The following is a 25,247-nucleotide window of genomic DNA, read 5'->3' on the forward strand; positions in this document are numbered from 1 at the left end:
ATGGCTCTTGACCCAGTGCCCTTCGTGATCGGCGGCGACGCGGAGCACGGCCCCAGCGTCTTCCGGCAGCTCGCGTACCTCGCGACGAACGGCAACGAGGGTGTCGTCGGCCCCGGCGACCTCAAGGTCACCGCCCTGTCGGTGCCCGGTGCCGGCGTGCAGGTCGCCGCCGGCGGCGCGTCGATCCTGAACCGTGTGTCCTCGCAGGAGGCGTACACGGCGCGGAACCCGAACGCGGACACGACGTCGGTGAAGATCGCCGCGACCGGATCCTCCGGCGGCCGGTCCTCGCTGGTCATCCTCCGCGTCGACAACCCCTACATCGACGGCAACGCGCAGGCACCCGCCGACCCGGTGAAGGGGCCGTACGACTACTTCGACGTCATCGCCGGTGTCCCGGCGGGCACGACGCGGCTGCAGGACATCGCGCAGTACGCCGGCGTCTCCGCGATCACCCTCGCCCGCATCGACCTGCCCGCCTCCACGGGGACGGTGACGAACGCGATGATCACCGACCTGCGGGTCCTCGCGAACCCGCACGAGACGACGATCGTGTCCGCGAACCTCGGCACCGTGTCGGGGACGATGAACACGACGAACGACCAGGCGTTCCCGCCGTACCAGCCGACGATCGAGGTCCCGCGGTGGGCGACGCACGCCCGCATCGACCTGGTCATCTCGCAGCTCTCGGCCGCCGGCAACTCGAACGGGTTCGTCACGCTCTCCGCCCGCGACACGACCGGCAACACGATCATCGGCGGCACCGACACGATGGCGTACAACGTCGACACCGACGGCACGTCGGTGCGGTTCGTGCACCTCGCCACGATCTACGTCAACATCTCCGCGTACCGGGGCAAGAGCTTCAAGCCGTACTCCCACTTCCGGAAGGGCAGCTCGAACCAGAACGCGCTGACGTACGACCAGTACTCGCAGATGGTGTACCGGACGACGTTCTACGAGCGGATCAGCTGATGGAGCGGCTTGTCATCCAGCGTGCGACGACGGGCGACGTCCTCTCGTACGACTACCGCGGCGTCACGCGTGACGCGTTCACGCGGGCGCTCTCCGCCGTCGGCACCATGCCAATCGCCATCCCCGCATCGCAGGCAAAGACGGTCGCGGCTGACGGGCTACCGATGTTCGACGAGTGGGGCACGATCGTCACCCTCGACGACGACGGGGAGATCCGGTTCCGCGGGATCGTCACTGAGCTCACCTACGCCGGCCCCGAGTGGAAGATGACTCTCTCCTCGGTGCCGACGGTGCTCTACGGCATCCCGTACGACGACACCCCGTACTACGGGGCCGAGGTCGACCCCGCGTCGATCGTCCGGAAGCTCGTCGCGCACGTGCAGTCCTACCCGGACTCCGACGTCGGTATCACCGTGGTCGGGTCGACGCCGGTGCGTGTGGGGTCGTTCTCGACCCAGCGCCGCATCGAGGCGGAGGCGTACTACGCCGAGAAGGTCGCCGACTACAACGCCGAGAACAAGAAGCTGCAGGCGCTCAAGAAGATCGTCGCCGCGACTCGGAAGACCGCCGCCACCCAGCGCGGCAGCCGGGCAGACGCGTCGAAGGACGTGACCGCGGCGAACAAGGACGTGGCGGCGGCGAACCGGGCTGTGACGGCTGCCAAGAAGGCACTGACGGCGGCGAAGAAGACGAAGGACCCGGCGAAGATCGCAGCGGCGCAGCGGGCACTGGACGCTGCGAACGCGACGGTCGCCGCTCGCAAGGCGACGGTGCAGGACCGGATCGCGGCCCGCGACGGCCGCGACGCGACGCTCAAGACCACGAACGACCGCATCAAGGCGCAGCAGGCCGACGTCGACGCACAGGCGGCGATCGTCCGCACGATGAAGGACCGGAAGGACAAGGCGTCCGAGCTCAAGAGCGCGGCGCAGCAGCAGGAGTCCGAGGACGGTGGTGCGTACGCGCTCGAGCCGTGGGAGGCGCAGGACTGCGGCCGGCTCATCGACGATCTCGCGAAGGACGCCCCGTTCGACTGGGTCGAGGAGCACTACTGGGCGAAGGACGTCCCGCAGACCCGCATCCGGATCGCGCATCCGCGCACCGGGCGGCGGCTCTCCGGCAGTGACGACCCGACGTTCCAGCAGGGCGTGAACATCACGGTGCAGCTCGAGCCGACGACCAGCGGCGGCGACTTCGCCAACACCGTCTTCGGCATCGGCGCGGGCGAGGGAGCTGGGTCCGTGCGGCGGACGATCTCCAAGCGGGACAACCGGATCCGCCGCGTCGCGACGCTGCAGTCGAAGGACGTCAAGTCGAAGCAGGACATGACGACCCGGCTGCAGCCCGAGCTCGTCGCCCGGCAGAAGGACCTCGCCGTCGACTCGATCACCGTGGCGAACCACCCGAACAGCCCGCGCGGCTCGTACTCCCTTGGCGACGACATCTACGTCCAGGGCGACGTGCCGCACTACGGCCGGTTCGGGCTGTGGCACCGCATCGTCAGCATCACCGAGAACACGAACGGCACCACCGCGGTCGGCCTCAAGCTGACCGACTCATTCACCTACGGAGCAGGAGTCGAGGCATGACCGGACCCGAGAAGATCGCCCGCCGAGTGTTCGACCTGCAGACGCAGATCGACAAGCTCGGCCGCGCGTCCCAGCTCGGCAACACCACCATCGCCGGCGGGGCGGCGGTGCCCATCACCGAAGTCGTCGCCGAGTCCGTCGTCACGAACGACGCACTCCCCGACGTGCAGGAGGACATCGCCGACAACGACGAAAGCGTCTCGGACCTCACCGCGATCTTCGACTCGTTCGACGCCGACATGGACGCACGGTTCGAGGAAGCCCGCGCCGAGCTCGACGACGCCCGGTCGCAGATCGAGGACTCGATGTCCGACATCGACGACACGTTCAGCACGCAGTACGACGGGCTCTCCGAGGACGTCGACACCGCCATCCGCGCCGCCGGCAGCGCACTGACCGAAGCCGAAGCGGCGTCCAACGCGGCGCTCGCGGCGGCCGGGCTCGCGGCGTCCAAGGGCGAGACGATCGTGCAGGTGTCGGCCCCGTCCGGGTCCCGCGCGAACCCGGCGAACCTGTGGATCGACATCAGCCTCGACAGCAGCGGGGTCCCGAAGAACCAGCCCAACCGGTACAACCCGGAGACGGCGAAGTGGGAACCGATCACCGACGCGCAGACCGTCGCAGCCGCGCAGGCCGCGGCCACCGCGACGGCCGCCGCGCAGGCAGCGAAGGACGCCGCCGCGCAGGCGTCCGCAGCCGCCGGCGTTGCGCAGCAGACCGCGTCCGACGCGAACCAGGCCGCCCTCACGGCAGCCGGCATCGCGAACGGCAAGGGCAAGGTCATCTACCAGGCGTCCAAGCCGACCGGCGCGAACGCCGCCGTGGGGAACCTCTGGATCCGCTCGAGCGACAACACCCCGTGGGCGTTCGACACGGCGAAATCCGACTGGGTGCAGGTCACCGACAAGGCGGCCACCGACGCCGCGGCCGCCGCGGCCGCCGCGAACCAGGCAGCGGTCGCCGCGTCGAACGCCGCAAAGGCGGCGCAGGACACCGCGGACGGCAAGCCGCTCATCCTGTTCTCGAGCACGGCGGGTCCGTCCGGGACCGCGCCGACCGGGACCATCTGGTTCCTCTGGGACGCGGCGAAGAACGTCGCCGGGCAGTGGCTGCAGTCGGGCACGCTCGCATCGCCGGAGTGGACGCCGCAGCAGATCCGGTCCGAGGTCATCGCGAACCTCGACGTCGCGAAGCTCACCGTCGGGTCCGCGGCGATCGCCGAGCTCGTCGCGCAGAAGATCGCGGCGGCGACGGCGAACTTCCAGACCGTCAACGTGTCGAACCTGTTCGTGACTACCGGCGCGACGATGGCGCAGGCGACGATCGACTTCCTGTTCGCCAACGTCGTCCAGGCGAAGAAGATCACCGCCGGCATGATCGACGTCGCGACGCTGAGTGGTGTAACCATCACCGGCGCGAGAATCAAGTCCGCTGCCAGCGGCCAGCGGGTGGAGATGGCGGGCACGCAGCTCGACTTCTACGACCCGCAAGGCGCGTACGCCTCGAGCGTCCGCGGGTGGGTAGTGAACGCCCGCGGCCGCGGCGTCGAGATCCTCGCTCCCGCAGCCACTGGCTTCGGCGCGACCGGACGACTGACCGTGTCGACCCAACGCGATATCGCTGTCGCCTTCGCCGACCAGAGCGTGCAGGTCGACGTGTCTGCGGACGCTGGCGTCGATGGACCGAACATCGTCGGCAGACAGTTCTGGGTCAAGTGGGCCGACCCGAATGGCCGCGATTCGGTGAATCGGGTCTTCGGAAGTGGAGACGACGGGGTCACAGAGCTTGTTGTCGCCCGGGCGCGGATCGGCGCGCTGACCGCCACTCAAGGTGCTTCAGTGCTCGGAAGCGGCTCGTTCACGGCATCAGTCATCGCGGGCGGCACCGTCACCGCCGCTGGCTTCCGCCTCGCCGACGGATCCGACCCGCTGGCGGACACCGGATGGATACCGCTGACCGCGGCATCGGGCCTGACCGGGACGAACTTCGCGTACCGCATCAAGCAGGGACGGGTCGAGTTCACCGGCCAAATCAAGATCAACTCCGGATCGTTCCCGAATGGCTACACAACCCTCGTGACGATGCCTGCCGGGGCCCGACCGCAGAACTACTTGCGCACCCCGATCGGGATGTTCAACGGCTACGTCGCGCTCCTCATCGTCAACACGAACGGCGCTGTGCAGCTCGGTGCTTCCGGCGACCGAACCGCCGACACCGTCTACCTCGGCGGGTCTGGATATCCCGCCGACCGATAGGAGATACATGGCCGACACAGATCCGGTCCCGGACGACCTCGAGTGGTCTGAGAGTAGCGAACCCGAAGCGCCTCCGGAGTACCCGGAAGGACCGATCGGCGACCTCATGCGGCAGCGTGATGCGGCACAAGCCGAAGCGGAACGCTATCGAGGGCTCGCGGCTATCTACGAGCAGCAGGCTGGCGTGAATCAGGCCACGGCCGACCAGCTACAGACAGCGATCCATATCCTCTCCCGCACCTGACCGACCGCCCCGCCAACCATCCACGCCGTCCCAGCCGGGGCGGCGTTCGTCGTCTCAGGAGACTTCATGCAGTGGAAGTTCAGCAGCATCTACAGCGTCGGCCCGTCGTCGTACGGGGACCGCCGCGGCCTCGAGCAGTTCGTCACGAGCGCCCGCGTCGCGCTGCAGGTGCTCACGATCGTCATCAAGTTCAACGCCTACCTCCGCCAGAAGGGCCGCTCCGGCTCCCTGTCGGTCAACGAGGGCAAGCGCACCCGGGTCCGCCAGTCGTACCTCTGGGTGAACCGCTTCGTGCTCGGCGTCGTCGTTGCGGAGCCGTTCACCTCCCCGCACGACGAGGTGAAGCACGGCAACGCGATCGACTTCGGCATCACCGAGGCGAACGGGTCGAACCGTGCGCTCAGCCCCGACGAGTTCACCGTCCTGCACAACCTCGTCGCCGCGCACGGCGGCATCTGGACCGGCGTCAACTTCGGCGAGCCCTGGCACCACGAGATGGCGACCGCCGCCGAGCGTGAGCTGCCATTCTTCGACGCCCGTGAACGGCTCGCCGGCACCCCGCCGCCGGGCAAGCCCAAGCCCACCCCAACCCCACCGCCGGCACCCGCGCCGGCACCCACCATCGAGGAGGACGACATGCCCCAGAAGGTCGAATCGAACGAGACGGGCAGCCGGTACCTGATCTGGCCGCTCAGCCTCAACACCATCCGGAAGACCGACAAGGACGCCGACGAGAAGGCCCGCGCCGCGTCGCAGGCGGACGGTGTCCCGTTCGTGAAGATGAGCTCGCCGCGGATCAAGCTGCTCCTCGCGATGCTCGACGAGCGCATCGACGCCGCGAACGCGTCCGACAAGGCGATCGTCAAGCGCGCGGTCACCGAGGCGATCCGGGCGGAGGGGGCGAAGTGACCGGGGACCACGAGGCGACCACGCCCAAGAAGCTCGACGTCGACACGATCTGGCACAAGGGCCAGCGCGTCCTCCGCACCGCGTTCACGACCATCCTGACGGTCCTGCCGATCATCCCGCAGATCGTGCAGATCGTGCAGGGGCAGTGGCCTGCGGCGACCGGCCTGACGGTGGTCGCCGTGCAGGCCGTCGCGATCAACGCCGCGCTCACCGCGATCATCGCGATCCCGACCGTGAACACGTGGCTCACCGCGATCGGCCTCGGGTCCGTGACCCGGAAGGCGGCGAAGCAGAACGCGGCCGCGAAGTCGCGCGAGCTGCAGCCGGCGCAGCACGAACCGTCCACCGTCGACTACCGGCTCGAGCAGGGCACCGCCGAGACGGAGAGCTGATGGTCGCGACGGATCCGAGGCTGAACCAGCGCCGTCTGTGGTGGGAGCGGGGCCTGTGGCTCGTCGACCTCGCCGCGTACGCCGTCGTCGGCGTCTCGGGCATCCTCGCCCTCGGCAACGTGTCGGACTACGTGTTCGACACCCTCCTCGGGTGGACGTGGCTGATCCGCCTGTTCGCATGGCTCATGATCGCCGGCGTCCTCGCGCTCGTCGGCCGCGCCACCAGGGTGTGGGCGCTCGAGTACGTCGGGAACGTCGCCGCCGGCTGGGGGGCGTTCGTCTACGCCGTCGTCCTCTGGCCGGGTGCCGCGTCCGGCGACGCGACCTTCGCCGCATTCGGCATGACCACCGTCGCCACCCTGTTCCTGATCCGCCGGTACGTGGAGCTCAAGATCTTCACCTCCGAGCCCGGCGACACTGACCGGGGCTGGTGGCGGACCGTCCTCGGCCGGCGAACGAAGAACGTCGTGCCGAGGCGACACTACTGAGGGGGCACGGAGTGAGCCAGATCGACCCCATCGTCCTCCTCGCCACCCTCGGCGGCGGCGCGGGCCTCTCGGCGGTCATCACGTCGCTTGGCACCGTCATCGCGAAGATCCGCCGCGGAGTCTCCCCGCGAGAGGGCAAGCGCCGCGTCGACATCGTCCAGCAGCGCGACGAAGCACTCGCCCGCCTCGAGCAGGCGAACGAGCGCGCGGACTGGGCGGACGCAAACCGGCAGGTCGCGGTCAACAACGAGCAGCGCGCCCGCGAGCACGCCGCCGAGCTCCGCGTCCAGCTGATCTCCGCCGCCGGCATCACCCGGGACGAGCTGCCCGACTGGCCGGACATGGACCACACCATCCCCCGCGACGAGTTCCGCCAGCTCCGCCGCGACGGACAAGCCTGACCCCGCCCGCCCGGTGGCGAGCGCCGCCAGTACGAACGAAGCCCCGCAGACCATCACGGTCTGCGGGGCTTTTCGTCGTTCTGTGGGTCAGCGGTTGGTGGGGGCGACGCCGGCCTTGTGGTTGATCTCGGCGATCTGCTTGTCGAGGGTGAAGACGTCGACGAGGGTGCCGATGCCGAACAGGCCGGCGGTGAAGGTGTAGAGGATGCCGGTGCCGATCTTCCCCATGTAGTAGCGGTGCGCACCGATGATGCCGAAGAAGTAGATCCACTTGTACGCGGTGCCGATGTGCTTCTGGGGCCGTGCGTCCGAGTAGGTCGGCGCTGCGGCGGGTGCGGTCTGCTGGTCGGTCATGGTGTTCCCCTCGGATCCTGCTGTGGACCGCCTGAGCGTATGGGCAGCGACCGCTTGGCCGCGACCCTCGAACGGGTCAGAACAGACGGAACGAGAACCCCTTGCCGAGCCGGATCGTCACATGCCCACGCGACGACACCGAGAACGGGCCCTTCCGTGCCGACACGGACGCACCGCAGCCGGAGACGTTCAGCCGGACACCGCGGCCGAGCTTTTTGCTACGGCGGAACAGGAGACCCATGCACGAAGTGTGCGCCTCATCGCCGGCAGATGCGAAGTCCCCGAACGGGGCATGGCGGCGTTCAGGCCCCGCCCCCTCAACCAAGGCTGGCGGAGCGTTCTTCGTCGTTGTGGGTGCGGCTACCAGTCTTTGATCACTGCGCAGGCGGTGATGAACTCGGCGTCCGGCATGCTCTGCGGAGGCGCTTCTGCAAGAGCCAGCTGGCGGAACCCGGCGGGCTGGTATAGGTGCTCGAAGACCTTCCGTTGCGCGTCCACCACGAGGAAGCGGCCAGCGATGAGCTCACGGCTGAGGCGGATAATTTGCTTCGCCTCATCGAGGATCACCGAGCCTGGAAGTTGCGCGCTCGTGTACCGGTCCGAGCGCGCGAGCTCTGCGATCGTGTACGCGCCAGTGTGATGAATCGAGATCTGCCCGCTTAGCTTGTTCCGAACACCCTTCGATGCGCTGCTGAGGTCCAGGCTCGTCATGCCGACGGTGAAGAAGGCTGGCACGTCGATCCCCTCGTCCTCATCAGCGCAGACGAGGACGTAGGTACGGCTGTGCCCGTGGTCCTCCCACTTACGCACTTGCCCTCGCGCGAAGTTCTCGAGGTGAGGCGAAAGCCGACAGTCAAACGCTGCAAGACGCTCCTCGACTGCCTCGCGGAGCGAGCTGTACTTCTCGTCCTTCAGGTCTGCTAGGGCGAAGACGGAGTAGTCAAGTCGGTCAGCGCTCTCCGTGCTCACTTCCGACGAGCGCCGGAGACCAGCCTCTGAAGTTCCGTCAGGCGGCGGTCACGCGACGCCTCGTCGACGGGGCGAGCGGACACGAACCCGGGGGTTGCAACCGGTGCGCTCCCGCGCGACTGGAGATCTGCGAGCTGAGCGACGCCTTCCGTGGAGAGTACGTAAACACTTCCGAGCGCAGCGGATGCCATGGCTTTCGGGTCCTTCGTGTGGCGGCGTGGTGGTGGTGCGTGCGAACTTGGGGCTCGTACGACCTTGCACGGGATGCTACGTCATTAACTATGAACGCGTCATTAACGCTGTTCGGTATCCACAAAATTGTGGGGATCCTTCGTCTGTCGTCTCCGATGAGCCTGTTGGGCGCTGTCCCGGAGATGTTGTTGTCCTCACTGAGGCCGAATCGCGTCGCGCCACACCCACGCGCAGTCCGCCGCCTGCCCGCGCCCCCATTCCACGAGCACGGCGCGCTCCGTGTACGCGATGACGTGCGCCTCGACCTCGAGGATCCGATCGGGGAACTGCACCCAGGCGAGCACGGGATCGGGCGACGGCAGGTCGAACACGGGGCCGCCGTGCGCCGCCTCCGGCAGCCCCAGCGCGGGACCGAGCGACCACCGGTCGCGGCGGCGTCGCGCCATCAGTCCCGCCGCGGCTTGAGCGTGCGCCGCGTGACGGTTGACCGCGGCACCCAGGCACGCTGCAGTCGCCCCTGCCACGCGATCTCCACGCACACGGCGACGTCGGACCGGGCGACAGCGAACGCCTTCACCTGGGTGAGCACGCCGATCTCCTCGAAGCGCAGGTTCGACACCCAGACGGGCTCCGGAGCGTCGAGCTCCTCAGGCTCGCCGATCTCCTCGACGGGCAGCGAATCGGCGACGTGGATCAAGACGTCCTGATGCTCGGGCGGTGCCCAACGGTGCTGAGGCATGGCCAGCAGTGTTGCGGGAGCGACCGACATTGCATCACGTCAACTCGAAGCAGGGTCCGCCCATCGCAGGCCGCACCTAGCGCACACCCGCTCGTCGTCCGGTTCGAGGCCGGCAGGTACCCATACATGCGCGCACTGCTCACGCAGCCGCCAGAGGTCGAAACGATCCTTGACCTCCCGCGCCTCGTGCCACCGGATCTCTTCGCTGATTGCCTCACGAGTGGACATCTCGTTCGCCAGCGCGAGGCTCGCCCGGAGCTTCCCAAGCGCCTCCAGGGTGATGTCGAGTTGCAACCGGGCGTTCGACAGCGGGGTAGTGAACACTGAGCTTCTCCGTCCCTGTCCGGAGCGCCCGGACTCAGTACCTACTATCGGCTCGACAGGCGAAGAAGTGGCCCGATCCAAGAGTTCGTGTGTGTACTGCTGTGTGCACCCGCCAACGAAAAATCCCCGGTTGACTCACTCTTGATGCGAGTCTGACCGGGGATTTTTGTGGAGCCGCCTGTCGGAATCGAACCGACGACCTATTCATTACGAGTGAATCGCTCTACCGACTGAGCTAAGGCGGCGGACGCTCCGTCTCCGGAGCGGCACGGTCAATGACTATACAGGCTCAGACGAGCGAACGCGAAACGAGCACGCCGAGCTCCGCGAACGAGCGCTCGAGCTCGTCGACGAGGTCCGTACCCGCCTCGGAGGCCGACCACTCCCACCACGCGTGCCGCAGCGCGGCCAGGGCGACGGACGACACGAGGCCGGCCCGCCGCCGCAGCGCGTCCGCGTCGGCGGCGAACCCCGGGTCGTCGCGTTCCAGCCGACGCGCGACCGCGGCCTGGATCGCTCCCTGGAACTCGCGCATCGACTCCATGCGACGGCTGAACAGCTCGGGGTTGGCCCGGAGCACCTGCTGCCGCTCGGCGATGAGCCCCCGCTCCTCGATGAGCTCACGCGCCGAGTGCACGAGCAGCGCCCCGAGGTCGGCCAGCACGTCGCCGACCGGCCCGCCGTCGACGAACGTCCGCAGCGACTCGTCCTCCGGCAGCCGTGGGTCGTCGCCGAGGATCGCCTGCTCCTTGCTCGGGAAGTAGTTGAAGAACGTCCGCGAGGACACGTCCGCACGCCGCGAGATCGCCTCCACGGTGACGGCGCCGAGCCCGTCCTCGAGCGCGATGCGGAGCGCGGCCTGCTGGATCGCACGGCGGGTGGCGCGGCGCTTGCGCTCGCGCAGGCCGGGTTCGGCATCGGGCATGCCGGAATTGTCGCACGCGGTGTTCGCCGGTCACCGTCCGGTCGGCCGGGAGGCCCGTCCAGCGTCCGCCACGCACCGTCACGTCCGGTGGTGTCACCGCCCATCGTGCGGTCCGGCGGATGATGGCGCTCGGGACCGATCCGGCGCGTCTGCCGGATCGGACCCGTCGGTCAGCGCGCTGCGCGGACGATGGTGACGAGCAGCGCCTCGAGCGCCAGCAGCGCCGCCACGTTCGCCGCGATCCGCTGCCGGGCGAGGGCGATCGCATCGAGCACCTCGAGCGCGGCCGCCGGCGAGACGGTCTGCAGGGCCTGGTCGAGCTGCTCCCGCATCGCCAGGTTCACGGGTTCCGCCGGTGCGCCGAGTCCGAGCAGCAGCAGGTCGCGGTACAGCGACGACACGTCGACCAGGATGCGGTCGAGCCCGTCGCGCAGGCTCCTGGTGGCGCGACGCTTCTGGTCGTCCTCGAGCGCGCGCAGCTGCGAACGCAACGCCGGCGGGACGGTCCCACCGGGTTCGACCCCGAGCGAGCGGAGCGCGGCGTCGCGTTCTTCGGCGTCCCGTTGCTCGGTGATGGCCTTGGCGTCCTCGTCCGCGACGGCGAGCAGGTCGGCCGCCGCCATCACGGCGTCGCCGACGCTGCGGACCCTGAGCACCGTCATGAGCGTCCGGCGGCGGCGGTCGCGGGCGTCAGCGCTCGTGGCGAGGCGCTGTGCCATGCCGATGTGGCTCTGCGCCTGGCGTGCGGCGTCCATCGCGAGCACCCGGTCGACGCCGGTGCGGGCGACGAGCAGGTCCGCCACGGACTCGATGCCGGGTACCCGGAGCCGCACCGACCGCACGCGCGACCGGATCGTCGGCAGCAGGTCGGCCTCGCTCGGGGCGCAGAGGATCCACACGGTGCGCTCCGGGGGCTCCTCGAGCGCCTTGAGCAGCAGGTTCGAGGTGCGCTCGGTCATGCGGTCGGCGTCCTCGACGATGACGACGCGGTACCGCCCGACCGACGGCGAGTAGTGCGACGAGGTCACGAGCTGCCGGATCTCGTCGATCGTGATGATGACGCGCTGCGTGGTCAGCACCGAGACGTCGGGATGGGTCTTCGCGACGATCTGCCGCAACGTGTGGTCGTCGTCGGGGCCGTTCCCGACCAGCGCCGCGGCGAAGGCGGTCGCGACGTTCGAGCGGCCGGACCCGGGCGGGCCGGTGATGAGCCACGAGTGGGTCATGCCGCCGGTGCCGTCGGTCGACTCGGCCGCGTTGCGGAGCGACGCGACTGCTTCTTCCTGGCCGGTCAGGCCGTCCCACACGCTCACGGCACCATCCTGTCAGCGACCACCGTCATGCGCCGTCGATGCCGACGAGCGGCGCGACGGCAGCACGGATGACGTCCTGCACGTGGTCGGCGGGTGCCGCGGCGTCGACGACCAGGAAGCGGTCCGGCTCGGCCTCGGCCATGTCGAGGAACGCCCGGCGCACCGTCTCGTGGAACGCCGCGGCCTCGGACTCGAGGCGGTCGAAGGTGTCCCCGCGCGCCGCGGCCACCCGTGCCCGGCCGACGGTGACGTCGAGGTCGAGCAGGACCGTCAGGTCGGGGCGCAGGCCCTCGGACGCCCAGTCGGACACCGAGCGGATCTGTTCCGCTCCGAGGCCGCGCGCGACGCCCTGGTAGGCCACGGACGAGTCCGTGTAGCGGTCCTGCAGCACGACCTCGTCACGGGCCATGGCCGGACGGACGACGGTCTGCACGTGGTGCGCACGGTCGGCCGCGTAGAGCAACGCCTCGGCGCGGGGCGAGACGTGGCCGCGTTCGTGCAGCACGATCTCGCGGATCCGCTCGCCGAGGGCGGTCCCGCCGGGTTCACGGGTCCGCACCACGGTCCGACCGTGCTCGCCGAGCCACGCCGTGAGCATCTCGGCCTGGGTCGTCTTGCCCGCGCCGTCGCCGCCCTCGAGCGTGATGAAGCGACCGGTCACTTCTTCTTGGCCGGTGCCCGCTTGGCCGGCGTCTTCTTCTTGACCGGTCCCTTGGCACGCTTGTCGGCGATGAGCTGCACCGCGCGGGCGTGGTCGACCGCCTCGACGTCCTCGCCGCGCGGGATCGTCGCGTTCGTCTCGCCGTCCGTGACGTAGGGGCCGAAGCGACCGTCCTTCATCTTGATCGGCTTGCCCGACACGGGGTCGGCGTCGAACTCCTTGAGCGCGGCGCTCGCGGTGCGGTTGCCGCCGTACTTCGGCTGCGCGAAGAGCTCGAGCGCCCCGGGCAGGTCGATGTCGAAGATCGCGTCCTCGCCCGGCAGCGTGCGGGTGTCGGTCCCCTTCTTCAGGTAGGGGCCGTACCGCCCGTTCTGCGCGGTGATGTCGTTGCCGGTCTCCGGGTCCTGCCCGACGACGCGCGGCAGGTCGAGGAGCTTCAGCGCGGTCTCGAGGTCGACGGTCTGCGGGTCCATCGACTTGAACAGCGAGGCCGTGCGCTCCTTCGGGGCGGCGGGCTTCTTCGTCGTCTTCTTCGCGGGCGCCTTCTTGGCCGGTGCCTTCTTCGCGGCGGCCGTGCCGTCGCCCGTGGTGTTCTCGGGCACCGCCTCGGCGGCCGGGGTGGACTCGACGATCTCGCCCGTGGACGGGTCCGCGGTGGGCTCCGGCTCCGGCGTGCGCTCGGTGACGTAGGGGCCGAACCGGCCGTCCTTCGCCAGGACCTCTTTCCCGGTCTCCGGGTTGATGCCGACCACCCGGTCGCCGAGCACCGGGGCGTCGACGAGTTCCTTGGCCTTCTCGGCGGTCAGCTCGTCGGGGGCCAGGTCCTCGGGGACGTTGACGCGGCGCGGCTTCTCCGGGTCGTCGCTGGGGACCTCGATGTAGGGGCCGTAGCGGCCGATGCGCAGGGTCAGCCCCGGTGCGAGCTCGACGGAGTTGATCTCGCGGGCGTCGATCTCACCGAGGTTGTCGATGACCGTGCGGAGCCCGCGCTGGTCCTCGGCTCCGCCACCGAAGTAGAAGCCCTTGAGCCAGTCGACCCGGTCGGCGTCGCCGCGGGCGATCCGGTCGAGGTCCTCTTCCATCTCGGCGGTGAAGTCGTACTCGACGAGTTCGCCGAAGTACTCCTCGAGCAGGCGCACCACGCTGAACGCGATCCAGTTCGGCACGAGCTGGGTCCCGCGCAGCGAGACGTACCCGCGGTCGATGATCGTCGGGCTGATCGTCGGGTAGGTCGACGGACGCCCGATCCCGAGCTCTTCCAGCGTCTTGATGAGGCTCGCCTCGGTGAAGCGCGGCGGCGGCGTCGTGTCGTGCCCCTTGGCCTCGACGTCGTGGACCTCGAGGTGCTCGCCCTGCTTGACGTCCGGCAGGGCGACGTCCTGCCCGGCGCGGTCGGAGGACTCGTGGCGGTCCTCGTCGCGGCCTTCCTCGTACGCGCTGAGGAAGCCGCGGAAGGTGATGACGGTGCCGGACGCGGTGAACTCGGCGTCGGTGCCGTTCGCGGTGACCGCGAGGCCCTCGACGGACTCCCCCGACGCGATGCCGAGGACGATGGACGCCGTCGAGCCCTTGGCGTCCGCCATCTGCGACGCGATCGTGCGCTTCCAGATGAGGTCGTAGAGCCGCCACTCGACGCCGGTCAGCGTGCCCTCGAGCTGCTGCGGCGTGCGGAAGGAGTCACCGGCGGGGCGGATCGCCTCGTGGGCCTCCTGCGCGTTCTTGCTCTTGCTGGCGTACAGCCGCGGCTTGTCCGGGACGGTCGCCGCGCCGTAGAGGTCGGCCGCCTGCTTGCGGGCGGCGTTGATCGCCTGCTGCGAGAGCGAGACCGAGTCGGTACGGATGTAGGTGATGTACCCGTTCTCGTACAGCGTCTGGGCGGCACGGGCGGTCTGCCGCGGCGACAGGCGGAGCTTGCGCGCGGCCTCCTGCTGCAGGGTCGACGTGGTGAACGGCGCCGCGGGACGACGGGTGTAGGGCTTCGACTCGACGCTGCGCACGGTGGCGTCACCGGCGCGCTCGAGCACGGTGGTCAGCGAGGCGGCGGCCGCCTGGTCGAGCCGGACGACGTCACCGCTCAGCGTGCCGCGGTCGTCGAAGTCGCGGCCGGAGGCGACGCGGGTCCCCTGGATCCGGGCGAGGCGTGCGGAGAACGCGGACTCGCCGGTCCGCTCGAAGCGGGCGGACAGGTCCCAGTAGTTCGCGGAGACGAACGCCAGGCGCTCGCGCTCGCGGTCGACGACGAGCCGCGTGGCGGCGGACTGCACGCGACCGGCGGACAGGCCGGGGCCGACCTTGCGCCACAGGACCGGCGAGACCTCGTACCCGTACAGGCGGTCGAGGATGCGGCGGGTCTCCTGCGCGTCGACGAGGGCCGTGTCGAGCTCACGGGTGGCCTCCTGCGCGCGCTGGATGGCCTCCTTCGTGATCTCGTGGAAGACCATCCGCTTGACGGGGACCTTCGGCTTGAGGACCTGGAGCAGGTGCCATGCGATCGCTTCGCCCTCGCGGTCTTCATCTGTTGCGAGGTAGAGCTCGTCGGCGTCCTTCAGGGCGCGCTTGAGTTCGGAGACGGTCTTCTTCTTGGCGTCGGACACGACGTAGTACGGCTCGAAGCCGTTGTCGACGTCCACCGAGAACTTGCCGAGGGAGCCCTTCTTCAGCTCGGCCGGCAGGTTCTTCGGCTCGACGAGGTCGCGGATGTGTCCGACCGAGGCCTGGACGTCGTATCCGTCACCGAGGTATTGCGCGATCGTCTTCGCCTTCGCGGGGCTCTCGACGATCACGAGCTTCTTCGTGCCTGGCACGTGTCTCCTTGATCGATGGTGCTGGTCGGCCCCGGCCACGATCGTGTCCGGGTCGCCCGGGACATCGGTGACCGGTGGCCGACAGGCACACCATACACACAGTGTCCGGGCTGCTCGTCCGCCGGACCGGCGACCGCGTCCGCGTCGACGGCGAACGGTCCGGACCCCACGCGGACGTGGACCCGGACCGTCGCGGAACGGGTGTCGCAGCCGGTGAGGACGGAGTCGTCCGCCGCGGTGACCCGGGCGGCGACGGCGCACGGCGCGCCGGGCACGAGTCCGACGACCGCGGCGGCGGCCGAGGTCGCAGCGGCGTCGGCGACCCCCTGCGCGTGCACGACCTGACCGCGCGAGCCGGCGGCGGCGAGCGCCGCCGAGGCGACCGACACGCCGAGCGCCAGCACGACGGCCAGCACGACGGTCGCCGAACCCGCCTCACCGGCCCCCGTCGACCGTGCACGTCGTCGCGTGCACGGCGACCGCCGCGAACGGCCCGGTGCCGGCCCGCGTTGCGTCGACGCACACCAGGCCGTCGGAGCGGCTGACCCGCATCGATGCGCCGGGAGCGATCCGGTCGACCGCTGCCCGCGCCGCGGTCTCGTCACCCCGGCCGAGCGCCCGGACCGCCGTGGCGGCCGCCAGTTCGAGTCGGCCCCGCCCGTCGACGACGAGCACGGCCGCGACGAGCGACGTGAGCACGAGGGCCACCGCGGGCAGGACGACCGCGAACTCGACGGTGACCGCCCCGCGCTCACGGTGCGAGGGCACCGCGGACGAGGTCGGTCAGGAGCGTCTGGACCTCGCCCGAGCGCATGACGGCGACGAGCACGCCGGCGAACGCGACGGCGGCCAGGATGACGACGGCGTACTCCGCGGTCGCCGAGCCCTGCTCGTCGCGCAGGCGCGGAGCGAGCCGGGGGCGACGGCGCGGTGGGGTGGGAGTGCTCATGGGTTCGTTCCTCTCTGTCGTGTGCCACCAGCGTCGCGGAGCACGGCGGTCCGTCGTGGTGGGCAGTGGACATCTGTGGAGAGGTCACCGGATGCCGGTGACGGTGGAGGAGAGGACACCGACCACGACCGGGACGACGCCGACCAGGACGAACGCGGGCAGCACGCAGACGCCGAGCGGCAGCACGAGACGGACGGCGAGCTGCTCGGCCCGGACGAGGCCCGCCGCGGCCGCCTCGTCACGGACGTCCTCGGCGGCCCGTGCCAGGAGCGCTCCCGCGGGGACCCCGGCACGCTGCGCCAGGTTGAGGACCTCGCGCAGGCGCACCACTTCCGCCGCAGGCAGGGGCGTCCCGTCCGTCGCGGCCGTCACGGCTGCCCCCGCCGCGGTCCAGGACCCGCCGCCGGAGACGGCGACCGCCCAGGCGTCGAGCAGGGTCCCGGGCACGCGGCCGTCCGGCGTCGCCGCGCGCACGAGCCGTGCGGTCCAGGTCCGTCCGACGGACACGAGCACGACGGCGAGCGCCGTGCAGGCCCAGCCCGCCGGCGACCACACGAGCACCTGTACCGCCCCGGCTCCCCAGGCCGCTCCGAGGGCGAGGCCGAGGAGCGGGAGCGCGAGGACCACGCGGGCGCTCGTCCGCGGCCCGGCGAGCGCGACGCGGACCGCCCGGTCCGACGCGGCCGTCCGTCGGAGCGCCGCGGCCAGGCGGCGGAGCGTCGGGGCGACCGGGGCTCCGGTGCGTTCGGCGACCCGGAGCACGACGAGGACGTCGCGGGCGGCAGGGGTGCCGGGGTCCGGCAGGCCCCCGACCAGTTCCCAGGCCCGCGGCTGCGGGACGCCGGCGGCCGCCAGCGTCGCGACCTCGTCGAGCGTGCCGGCGGCGCGCGCGGGGTCGGGTGCCGGCCGCCTGCTCACCCGGTCGGGTCCTCGGGGCGCACCACGAGCCTCCCGTCCGGACCCACCCGCAGGACGCCGACGCCGGCGAGCCGCCGTCCGCCGGCACGGCGTTCGACGTGCAGGACGAGGTCGACGGCGCTGACCGCCTGGCGGGCGAGCGCCTCGACACCCAGGCCGGCGAGTGCGCCGAGCGCCTCGAGGCGTGCGGCGACGTCGTCGAGCCCGTTGGCGTGCACGGTGCCGGCGCCGCCGTCGTGGCCGGTGTTCAGCGCGGCGAGGAGCTCCCGGACCTCGGCGCCGCGGCACTCCCCCACGACGAGGCGGTCAGGCCGCATCCGCAGGGCCTCGCGCACCAGGCGGTCGAGACCGAGCGCTCCGGCGCCCTCGGCGTTCGCCTGCCGGGCCTCGAGCGCGACGACGTGCGGGTGCGCGATGCGGAGTTCGGCGACGTCCTCGACGGTGACGATCCGTTCGTCGGTCGGGACCGCGCCGAGCATCGCCGCGAGCAGGGTGGTCTTGCCGCTGCCCGTCGCGCCGGTGACGAGCACGTTGCGGCGCGCCGCGACCGCCCGGTCGACGCAGGCCCGGGGCACGTCGTCGAAGGTGCCGCTGCGTTCGAGGGCGTCGAGGGTGGGCGGCTCGGGGTGGGGCAGGCGGACGGAGAGCGCGGTCCCGCCCACGGACACGGGCGCCAGGACGACGTGCACCCGCACGCCGTCGCCGTGCCGGACGTCCGCGCACGGGGTGGTCTCGTCGACGTGCCGCCCGCCGAGTGCGACCAGGCGGGTGGCGAGCTCGCGCGTCCGTGCTTCCGGCAGCACGGGCTGCACCGCCAGCAGGCCGGCACCGCGGTCGACCCAGGTACCGACGCCGCCGAGCACCAGCACGTCGGTGACGGCCGCGTCGGAGACGAGGTCGGCGAGTTCCTCGAACTCGAGGACCGCGTCCGCTCGTCGTCGCGACGGCGGTGGGACGCCGGGCAGGAACGGCACCACGGCGGACGGGGTGGGAGCAGGTGCGGCACGGAGGCGGTGCATGCCGCCCGACCGTAGGGGTCCGCGGTCCGTCACCGAGTCCGCAGGCACAGGTTTGTGCACGACGGAGCAGCGCACGAGCCGTGCTCCGTTTTGTCCCCCGGAACGGAATCCCGTACCCCGTTCGGCGTTCCCGCGCTGGAGGTCCCCGGCCACCCCAGGATCGTCGCCGGGTCGAGCATGCGTTTGCATCGCAACCGCTATGTCAACGACTGACACACCGCACGTGATCGTGGACCGTTCTGTCCACCGACCCGCGTGCCCATGCGGATCCGAGGGTCACTCGACAGTCTGGCGGGACGGTGTGCCGCGAGCCGGACCCCGGGCAAAAGAAGAGGCGGCACCGGTTGGGGGGAACAGGTGCCGCCTGGACATCGGAGGATTGGGGGGAATCCGATTCGATGCCGCCGGAAACGAGTCCAGCGGGATCTACTGTACCCCACGAACCCTCGGGAGGGGCAACCCCCGACGCGCCGTCCGGGCGCGCCGCCACGCGGGGCAACAGCGCCGCACCCCGGTCCGGCCGAGGGGTAGCATCCGTTCCGCACCCTGAGGACGCAACGACGCGAAAGGACATCGATGTCCACTCCGACCCAGACCGACCACCGCGAGGACGACGGCGCGACCTTCCCGCCGCCGCCCGAGTTCGTCGCCGACGCGGTGGCGAATGCGGACCTGCACGAGGCCGCCGCCGCCGACCGCGAGGCGTTCTGGGCGGAGCAGTCCCGCACGCTCCTCGACTGGCGGACCCCGTTCACGCAGACCCTCGACTGGTCCGGCGCCCCGTTCGCGAAGTGGTTCGCCGACGGCGCGCTCAACGTCGCCGAAAACTGTCTCGACCGGCACGTGCGCGCCGGCAACGGGGACCGGGTCGCGATCCACTTCGAGGGCGCCCCCGGCGACACCCGCCGGATCACGTACGCCGAGCTCACCGCCGAGGTGCAGCGCGCCGCGAACATGCTCACCGACCTCGGCGTCGGCCAGGGCGACCGCGTCGTCGTGTACCTGCCGCTCATCCCCGAGGCGGTCGTCACGATGCTCGCCGTCGCCCGCATCGGCGCCGTGCACTCCGTCGTGTTCGGCGGGTTCAGCGCGGAGAGCCTGCGCGCCCGCATCGAGGACGCCGGCGCGAAGCTCGTGGTCACGGCTGACGGCGGCTGGCGCCGTGGGGCGGTGTCCGCGCTCAAGCCCGCCGTCGACGAGGCGCTCGAGGGCGACGGCACCGACAGTGTCGAGCACGTCCTGGTGGTCAAGCGCGGCGGCAACGAGATCGCCTGGAACGACCGCGACCTCTGGTGGCACGACGAGGTCGCGAAGGCCGCCCCGGAGCACACGCCCGAGGCCTTCCCCGCCGAGACCCCGCTCTTCATCCTGTACACCTCGGGCACGACCGGGAAGCCGAAGGGCATCGTGCACACCTCCGGCGGGTACCTGACGCAGGCGGCCTACACGCACAAGAACGTGTTCGACATGCACCCGGAGAAGGACGTCTACTGGTGCACGGCCGACATCGGTTGGATCACCGGGCACTCCTACGTCGTCTACGGACCCCTCGCGAACGGCGTGACGCAGGTGCTCTACGAGGGCACGCCCGACGAGCCGAAGCCCGGCCGCTGGTGGGACATCGTCGACTCGTACGGCGTCACCGTCCTGTACACCGCCCCGACCGCGGTCCGTGCGGCGATGAAGGCCGGTCGCGAGATCCCCGAGGCCCGCAGCCTCGAGACCCTGCGCCTGCTCGGCAGCGTCGGCGAGCCGATCAACCCCGAGGCCTGGAACTGGTACCGCCAGGTGATCGGCCACGACCGCACCCCGATCGTCGACACGTGGTGGCAGACCGAGACCGGCGCGATCATGATCTCCGCCCTGCCCGGCGTCACGAAGCTCAAGCCCGGCGCCGCGCAGACGCCGCTGCCCGGCATCGTCGCGGAGATCGTCGACGACGACGGCAACCGCGCCGACCCCGGCGAGAGCGGCTACCTCACCATCACCGAACCGTGGCCGTCGATGGCCCGCGGCATCTGGGGTGACCCCGACCGCTTCGTCGAGACCTACTGGTCGCGGTTCCCCGGCCGCTACTTCGCCGGCGACGGCGCGCGGCTCGACGGCCAGGGCGACATCTGGATCCAGGGCCGCGTCGACGACGTCATGAACGTGTCGGGACACCGTCTGTCGACGGCCGAGATCGAGTCCGCGCTGGTCGGGCACGAGGGCGTCGCCGAGGCCGCGGTCGTCGGTGCCGCCGACGAGACCACCGGACAGGCGGTCGTCGCGTACGTCATCCTGACCGCCGAGGCCGCCGCCGACGTCGACCGCGAGTCCGCCGCGACCGAGCTCCGGAACTGGGTGGGCAAGCGCATCGGTGCGATCGCCAAGCCCCGCCAGGTGGTCATCGTGCCGGAGCTGCCGAAGACGCGCTCCGGCAAGATCATGCGACGCCTGCTGCGCGACGCGGCCGAGGGCCGCCGCATCGGCGACACGACCACGCTGGCCGACCCGACGATCATGGCGACCATCGCGGAACTCATGTAGTCCCGGGAACGCGAGCAGGGCCTCCCGTCCGTCTCGGACTGGAGGCCCTGCTCACGTCGGTCGCGCCGGTCGCCGCCGTCAGGCGGTCAGCTCCACCACCAGCTCGACCTCGACCGGCGCGTCCAGCGGCAGCACCGCAACGCCCACCGCGCTGCGCGCGTGGACGCCGGCGTCACCGAAGACCTCGCCGACCAGGGTGGAGGCACCGTTCGCGACCCCGGGCTGGCCCGTGAAGGACGGCTCCGACGCGACGAACACGGTGACCTTGACGACCCGGGCGACGCGGTCGAGCGATCCGGCGACCGACTCGACGGCGGCCAGCGCGTTGAGCGCGGCCACGCGGGCCTGCGCAGTGGCGGTCTCGGCATCGACCGACGCCCCGACCTTGCCGGTGACGGGCAGTGCGCCGTCGACGAACGGCAGCTGCCCGGCCGTGTAGACGTACTGGCCGGTGACGACCGCGGGGACGTAGGCGGCGACGGGGGCGGCGACCGGCGGGAGCGTCAGCCCCAGCTCGGTCAGTCGGTCCGCGACGCTCACGCGTCGGCCTTCGGGCGCTTCAGGTAGGCGACGAGACCGCCTTCGGGCCCGGTGACGACCTGGACCAGCTCCCAGCCCTCGTCCCCGTAGTTGTTGAGGATCGCGGTGGTGGTGTGGATCATCAGCGGCGTGGTGAAGTACTCCCAGCGAGTCATGCGGTTCCTTGCCAGCCTTTCAGTCGTGGGTGTCGTTTAGGCTGCATCCTATGTCTGCCCAGAAGACGTCTGCCTCGCGGACCAAGCCCGTCTCAGCAGTCGGCGCCTTCATCGGTTTCGTCGGGTTCAGTGCCCTCGCCGGCCTGCTCGTCACGATCGGCGTCACCCCGGCCATCGCGGTCGCCGGCGTCACGACGACTTCGACGATCGGTGTGTTCGAGTCGCTGCCGGAGTACATCGAGATCGGTGACCTGCCGCAGCGCAACGAGCTGTACGCCTACCAGGGCGGCAAGTCCGTGCACTTCGCGACCCTGTACGACCAGAACCGCGAAGAGCTGAAGTTCGACCAGATCAGCGAGCAGCTGAAGAACGCCGCCATCGACGGCGAGGACAAGCGCTTCTACGACCACGGCGGCGTCGACATGACCTCGCTCGTCCGCGCCGGTGTCGGCAGCATCGCCGGTGGCCTCGGCGACTCGGGCGGTGGGTCGACGCTGACCATGCAGCTCGTCCGCAACATCAAGATGCAGCAGGCACTCGACCTCCCCACGAAGGAGGAGCAGGAGAAGGCCTACAAGGAGGCCGTCGAGCAGACGATCCCCCGCAAGCTCGAGGAGATGAAGCTCGCGATCGGCCTGGCGAAGAAGTACTCCAAGAAGGAGATCCTCACCGCCTACCTGAACATCGCCTACTTCGGCGACCAGACCTACGGCGTGCAGGCCGCAGCGCAGCACTACTACAACAAGAGCGCCACGGACCTGACCCCGGCCGAGGCCGCCTCGCTCATCGCGATCGTGCAGTACCCCGAGGCCCGCAACCTGTCGACCCCGAAGAAGTACGACGCCAACGTCGCCCGCCGCAACGTCATCCTGCGGTCGATGTACGCGCAGAAGAACCTCTCCGAGGACGAGTACCGCAAGGCACGTCTCGCGAAGCCCGCCGACTACGTGCACCTGACGCAGCCGTCGCAGGGCTGCCGGGCATCCGTCGGTGACGGGTCGCAGTTCTTCTGCGACTACGCCAAGAAGGTCGTGCTCGAGATGTCGCAGCTCGGCTCGTCGCAGAAGGCCCGCGACAAGGCCTGGCGCAACGGCGGCTACAAGATCCAGACGACGCTGAACCTCGACCTCAACGCGCAGCAGAAGCAGCTGCTCAACACGTACGACAACAAGGCCGAGACGAACTTCGCGCTCGGCGCGACGCTCAACTCGATCGAGGCTGGGTCGGGTCGCATCATCACGATGGCGCAGAACAAGGACTTCGACGAGTCGTTGAAGTCGGCGCCGACGTCCACGTCGCTGAACTACAGCGTCGACCAGAGGTACGGCAGCTCAACGGGCTTCCAGACCGGCTCGACGTACAAGCTGTTCACGCTCCTCGACTGGGTGAAGACGGGCCACGGGCTGAACGAGACCGTGAGCGGTGCCGAGCGCACGATGTCGCCCTGGACGATCTGCGGCCAGACGGACTACACGCAGTTCGAGGTGACGAACGACGCCCCCGGTGAAGGCCACAACTGGAGCGTCCTGGGGGCGACGGCCGGGTCGATCAACGGCGCGTTCGCTTCGATGGCGCAGAAGCTCGACCTCTGCGACATCCGCGACATCGCGAAGTCGCTCGGGGTCCACCGCGCCGACGGCAACGAACTCACCACGAACCCCTCGGCGATCCTCGGCACCAACGAGATCGCCCCGATGACGATGGCCGCCGCCTACGCCGCGGTCGCGAACAACGGCATCTACTGCAAGCCGATCGCCATCGACCAGATCACCTCGCCGTCCGGCAAGCAGCTCGGCGGGCAGCCGAAGGACTGCCAGCAGGCCGTCGACCCGGCGTTCGCGCAGGCCGCGGTCTACGCGATGAAGGGCACGATCCGGAGCGGCACGGCCGTCGGCGCGCAGACGGCGGACGGCACCCAGATGTTCGCGAAGACCGGTACGACCAACGAAGCCGAGCAGATCTGGCTCGTCGGAGCGAGCTCCCGCGTGGCGACCGCCTACTGGCAGGGCAACACGGACGGCGGCAAGACGAACCTCCGGCACTTCAGCAACGGTGTCAACGGGACGTACGCCGGTGCGCGCGCGGACGTCTGGCGACAGGCGATGACCCCGATCAACGCCCTCTACCCGGCCGGCGCGTTCACTGACCCGGGTCAGGGTGCGATCCGGGGCAACAGCAGCCCGGTCCCGAACGTCGCCGGCAAGAGCGCCGACGAGGCACGCTCGCTCATCTCCGGCGCCGGCTTCCGCTACGTCGACGGCGGCCAGCGCCCCGGTACCGGCCAGCCCGGCTCGGTGGAGTCCACCTCCCCCGCCTCCGGTGCGCTCCTGTCGAGCGACTCGACCGTCACCGTCTACACGTCCGACGGCACCCAGGCGAACGTCCCCGACGTCGCCGGCGCGTCCCTCGACGGTGCGCGATCGGCCCTGGAGGACGCCGGGTTCTCGAACGTGGCCGTCTCCGACGACTACGCGAAGGGCGGGGGCAAGAAGGCCTGCCGGGTCGCTGCCGTCGACCCCGCTGCCGACGCCGCCGCAGCCAAGGACTCCACCGTGACGATCCAGCTGTTCGGCGACAAGAACGGCAAGGCACCGGAGCGCTGCAAGTGACCCGCGGTCGCACCGCGCTCGGGGTCCTCGCAGCCGGTGCGGCCGCCGGCGCCGCCTCGGCGGCGTGGGGGTCCCTGGTCGAGCGGCGACGTTTCGGGCTGCGCTGGGAGACCGTCCCGGTGCTCCCCGAGGGTTCGCGTGACGTCACCGTCCTGCACCTGTCGGACATCCACATGGCGCCGTGGCAGGCCGACAAGCAGCAGTGGCTCCGCGACCTCAGCCTCGTCGAGCCGGACTTCATCGTGAACACCGGCGACAACCTCGGTCACCCGACCGCGAACGCCGCCGTCGAGTACGCCCTCGAGCCCTTCCGGGGCGTCCCCGGGGCGTTCGCGTACGGGTCGAACGACTTCTACGCCCCCTCCCCCCGCAACCCGCTCCGGTACTTCTCCGGTCCGAGCCGGATGGGCCACGCTGCGGAGCCCGTCGGCCTCGATGTCGACCGGCAGACCGCGTTCTTCGAGTCGCTCGGCTGGCTCGACGTGAACGACCACGCGCACGCGATCGAGCTCCGCGGGTCGCGGTTCGAGCTGTTCGGCACCTCGGACGCGCACCGCGACTGGGACCGCCTCGACCTGCTCCCGACGAACGTCGACGAGATGCGGAGCGACGTCCCGTGGTCGGAGGACGAGGACGGTCCCGCCGCCGTCGCCCTCGGCATCACCCACGCGCCGTACCGTCGGGTGCTCGACGCGTTCGTGACCCAGGGTGCCGACGTCATCTTCGCCGGGCACACCCACGGCGGCCAGGTGGCGGTGCCCGGCGTCGGCGCACTCGTCACGAACTCGGACCTGCCCCGGCGCTTCGCCAGCGGCCTGCACAAGTGGGAGCACCGGAACCACTGGTCGTGGCTCGAGGTCTCGGCGGGGATCGGTACGTCGATCTACGCCCCGGTCCGCTTCGCGTGCCGCCCCGAGGCGGTCGTCGTCACGCTCACCGCACGGACCGTCTGAGCCGACGCGCCCGGCGTGCAGCGCATGGTCGTGAGCACACC

General features: G+C 70.5%; 28 protein-coding genes and 1 tRNA gene. 11 read left to right on the forward strand and 18 right to left on the reverse strand.

Going from position 1 to position 25,247, the window contains the following annotated elements; translation table 11 throughout:
- From BIU97_RS14185 to BIU97_RS14220, 8 genes are all read left to right on the forward strand, one after another.
- Positions 1-975 carry a hypothetical protein gene (locus tag BIU97_RS14185; protein ID WP_139196056.1) on the forward strand — a complete coding sequence of 325 codons (975 nt, stop codon included), beginning with the start codon at positions 1-3 and terminating at the stop codon, positions 973-975.
- Complete coding sequence (locus BIU97_RS14190) at positions 975-2,564, forward strand: hypothetical protein (protein ID WP_071298004.1); 1,590 nt, start codon at positions 975-977, stop codon at positions 2,562-2,564. The genes BIU97_RS14185 and BIU97_RS14190 overlap by 1 nt, the downstream gene beginning before the upstream one ends.
- Positions 2,561-4,819, forward strand: coding sequence for a hypothetical protein (locus BIU97_RS14195; protein ID WP_071298005.1), 2,259 nt, complete (start codon positions 2,561-2,563; stop codon positions 4,817-4,819). Before BIU97_RS14190 ends, BIU97_RS14195 begins: the two co-directional genes overlap by 4 nt.
- A 7-nt stretch (positions 4,820-4,826) precedes the next feature.
- Complete coding sequence (locus tag BIU97_RS14200; RefSeq protein WP_071298006.1) at positions 4,827-5,063, forward strand: hypothetical protein; 237 nt, start codon at positions 4,827-4,829, stop codon at positions 5,061-5,063.
- Between the two features lie 66 nt (positions 5,064-5,129).
- Entirely contained in the window at positions 5,130-5,972 is an 843-nt protein-coding gene (locus BIU97_RS14205) for a hypothetical protein (protein WP_071298007.1), read from the forward strand.
- Complete coding sequence (locus tag BIU97_RS14210; protein ID WP_071298008.1) at positions 5,969-6,364, forward strand: hypothetical protein; 396 nt, start codon at positions 5,969-5,971, stop codon at positions 6,362-6,364. Before BIU97_RS14205 ends, BIU97_RS14210 begins: the two co-directional genes overlap by 4 nt.
- Positions 6,364-6,852, forward strand: coding sequence for a hypothetical protein (locus BIU97_RS14215; RefSeq protein WP_071298009.1), 489 nt, complete (start codon positions 6,364-6,366; stop codon positions 6,850-6,852). The genes BIU97_RS14210 and BIU97_RS14215 overlap by 1 nt, the downstream gene beginning before the upstream one ends.
- 11 nt (positions 6,853-6,863) lie before the next feature.
- The gene (locus tag BIU97_RS14220) at positions 6,864-7,253 is read left to right on the forward strand and encodes a hypothetical protein (RefSeq protein WP_071298010.1); all 390 of its coding nucleotides are present in this window, start codon (positions 6,864-6,866) and stop codon (positions 7,251-7,253) included.
- 87 nt (positions 7,254-7,340) lie between these two features.
- On the opposite strand, the gene BIU97_RS14225 is transcribed toward BIU97_RS14220, so the two are convergent.
- From BIU97_RS14225 to BIU97_RS14295, 16 genes are all read right to left on the reverse strand, one after another.
- Entirely contained in the window at positions 7,341-7,607 is a 267-nt protein-coding gene (locus BIU97_RS14225; RefSeq protein ID WP_071298011.1) for a TM2 domain-containing protein, read from the reverse strand.
- A 76-nt stretch (positions 7,608-7,683) separates the two neighbouring features.
- Positions 7,684-7,848, reverse strand: coding sequence for a DUF4236 domain-containing protein (locus BIU97_RS17375; protein WP_083420972.1), 165 nt, complete (start codon positions 7,846-7,848; stop codon positions 7,684-7,686).
- 119 nt (positions 7,849-7,967) lie between these two features.
- The gene (locus tag BIU97_RS14230) at positions 7,968-8,576 is read right to left on the reverse strand and encodes a hypothetical protein (RefSeq protein WP_071298012.1); all 609 of its coding nucleotides are present in this window, start codon (positions 8,574-8,576) and stop codon (positions 7,968-7,970) included.
- A gap of 386 nt (positions 8,577-8,962) precedes the next feature.
- Positions 8,963-9,214, reverse strand: coding sequence for a hypothetical protein (locus BIU97_RS14235; RefSeq protein WP_071298013.1), 252 nt, complete (start codon positions 9,212-9,214; stop codon positions 8,963-8,965).
- The gene (locus BIU97_RS14240) at positions 9,214-9,537 is read right to left on the reverse strand and encodes a hypothetical protein (protein WP_139196057.1); all 324 of its coding nucleotides are present in this window, start codon (positions 9,535-9,537) and stop codon (positions 9,214-9,216) included. The genes BIU97_RS14235 and BIU97_RS14240 overlap by 1 nt, the downstream gene beginning before the upstream one ends.
- Positions 9,538-9,546: 9 nt before the next feature.
- Entirely contained in the window at positions 9,547-9,831 is a 285-nt protein-coding gene (locus tag BIU97_RS14245; RefSeq protein ID WP_071298015.1) for a hypothetical protein, read from the reverse strand.
- A 169-nt stretch (positions 9,832-10,000) separates the two neighbouring features.
- Positions 10,001-10,076, reverse strand: a tRNA-Thr gene (locus tag BIU97_RS14250).
- Between the two features lie 44 nt (positions 10,077-10,120).
- The gene (locus BIU97_RS14255) at positions 10,121-10,756 is read right to left on the reverse strand and encodes a TetR family transcriptional regulator (RefSeq protein ID WP_071261346.1); all 636 of its coding nucleotides are present in this window, start codon (positions 10,754-10,756) and stop codon (positions 10,121-10,123) included.
- A 170-nt stretch (positions 10,757-10,926) separates the two neighbouring features.
- A complete protein-coding gene (locus BIU97_RS14260; RefSeq protein WP_071261344.1) occupies positions 10,927-12,069 on the reverse strand; it encodes a DNA polymerase III subunit delta' in 1,143 nt (380 codons plus the stop codon).
- A 25-nt stretch (positions 12,070-12,094) separates the two neighbouring features.
- Entirely contained in the window at positions 12,095-12,730 is a 636-nt protein-coding gene (tmk, locus tag BIU97_RS14265; RefSeq protein ID WP_071261341.1) for a dTMP kinase, read from the reverse strand.
- Complete coding sequence (topA, locus tag BIU97_RS14270; protein ID WP_071261339.1) at positions 12,727-15,534, reverse strand: type I DNA topoisomerase; 2,808 nt, start codon at positions 15,532-15,534, stop codon at positions 12,727-12,729. Before topA ends, tmk begins: the two co-directional genes overlap by 4 nt.
- Complete coding sequence (locus tag BIU97_RS14275; protein WP_071261336.1) at positions 15,510-15,950, reverse strand: hypothetical protein; 441 nt, start codon at positions 15,948-15,950, stop codon at positions 15,510-15,512. Before BIU97_RS14275 ends, topA begins: the two co-directional genes overlap by 25 nt.
- A gap of 19 nt (positions 15,951-15,969) precedes the next feature.
- Positions 15,970-16,302, reverse strand: coding sequence for a TadE family protein (locus BIU97_RS14280; protein WP_071261334.1), 333 nt, complete (start codon positions 16,300-16,302; stop codon positions 15,970-15,972).
- Positions 16,286-16,483 carry a DUF4244 domain-containing protein gene (locus BIU97_RS14285; RefSeq protein WP_071261325.1) on the reverse strand — a complete coding sequence of 66 codons (198 nt, stop codon included), beginning with the start codon at positions 16,481-16,483 and terminating at the stop codon, positions 16,286-16,288. Before BIU97_RS14285 ends, BIU97_RS14280 begins: the two co-directional genes overlap by 17 nt.
- A gap of 84 nt (positions 16,484-16,567) precedes the next feature.
- On the reverse strand, positions 16,568-17,401 hold the full coding sequence (locus BIU97_RS14290) for a type II secretion system F family protein (protein ID WP_071261323.1): 834 nt from the start codon (positions 17,399-17,401) through the stop codon (positions 16,568-16,570).
- On the reverse strand, positions 17,398-18,420 hold the full coding sequence (locus BIU97_RS14295; protein WP_083404842.1) for a CpaF family protein: 1,023 nt from the start codon (positions 18,418-18,420) through the stop codon (positions 17,398-17,400). The genes BIU97_RS14290 and BIU97_RS14295 overlap by 4 nt, the downstream gene beginning before the upstream one ends.
- A gap of 576 nt (positions 18,421-18,996) precedes the next feature.
- On the opposite strand from BIU97_RS14295, the gene acs reads away from it, so the two are divergent.
- A complete protein-coding gene (gene acs / locus BIU97_RS14300; protein WP_071261321.1) occupies positions 18,997-20,949 on the forward strand; it encodes an acetate--CoA ligase in 1,953 nt (650 codons plus the stop codon).
- Between the two features lie 78 nt (positions 20,950-21,027).
- On the opposite strand, the gene BIU97_RS14305 is transcribed toward acs, so the two are convergent.
- Together BIU97_RS14305 and BIU97_RS17790 are read right to left on the reverse strand one after the other, a co-directional pair.
- The gene (locus tag BIU97_RS14305; RefSeq protein ID WP_071261319.1) at positions 21,028-21,489 is read right to left on the reverse strand and encodes a RidA family protein; all 462 of its coding nucleotides are present in this window, start codon (positions 21,487-21,489) and stop codon (positions 21,028-21,030) included.
- Positions 21,486-21,644 carry a DUF4177 domain-containing protein gene (locus BIU97_RS17790; RefSeq protein WP_139196058.1) on the reverse strand — a complete coding sequence of 53 codons (159 nt, stop codon included), beginning with the start codon at positions 21,642-21,644 and terminating at the stop codon, positions 21,486-21,488. The genes BIU97_RS14305 and BIU97_RS17790 overlap by 4 nt, the downstream gene beginning before the upstream one ends.
- Before the next feature lie 50 nt (positions 21,645-21,694).
- Between BIU97_RS17790 and BIU97_RS14310 the strand changes: the two genes are divergently transcribed.
- Positions 21,695-24,253: a transglycosylase domain-containing protein gene (locus BIU97_RS14310; protein WP_071261312.1), complete on the forward strand. Its 2,559-nt coding sequence runs from the start codon at positions 21,695-21,697 to the stop codon at positions 24,251-24,253.
- Complete coding sequence (locus BIU97_RS14315; protein WP_071261310.1) at positions 24,250-25,206, forward strand: metallophosphoesterase; 957 nt, start codon at positions 24,250-24,252, stop codon at positions 25,204-25,206. Before BIU97_RS14310 ends, BIU97_RS14315 begins: the two co-directional genes overlap by 4 nt.
- Positions 25,207-25,247 lie beyond the last annotated feature (41 nt).

Origin of the sequence: Curtobacterium sp. MCBA15_009, assembly GCF_001864895.1 — a bacterium.
In the GTDB taxonomy this organism is placed as follows: Bacteria; Actinomycetota; Actinomycetes; order Actinomycetales; family Microbacteriaceae; genus Curtobacterium.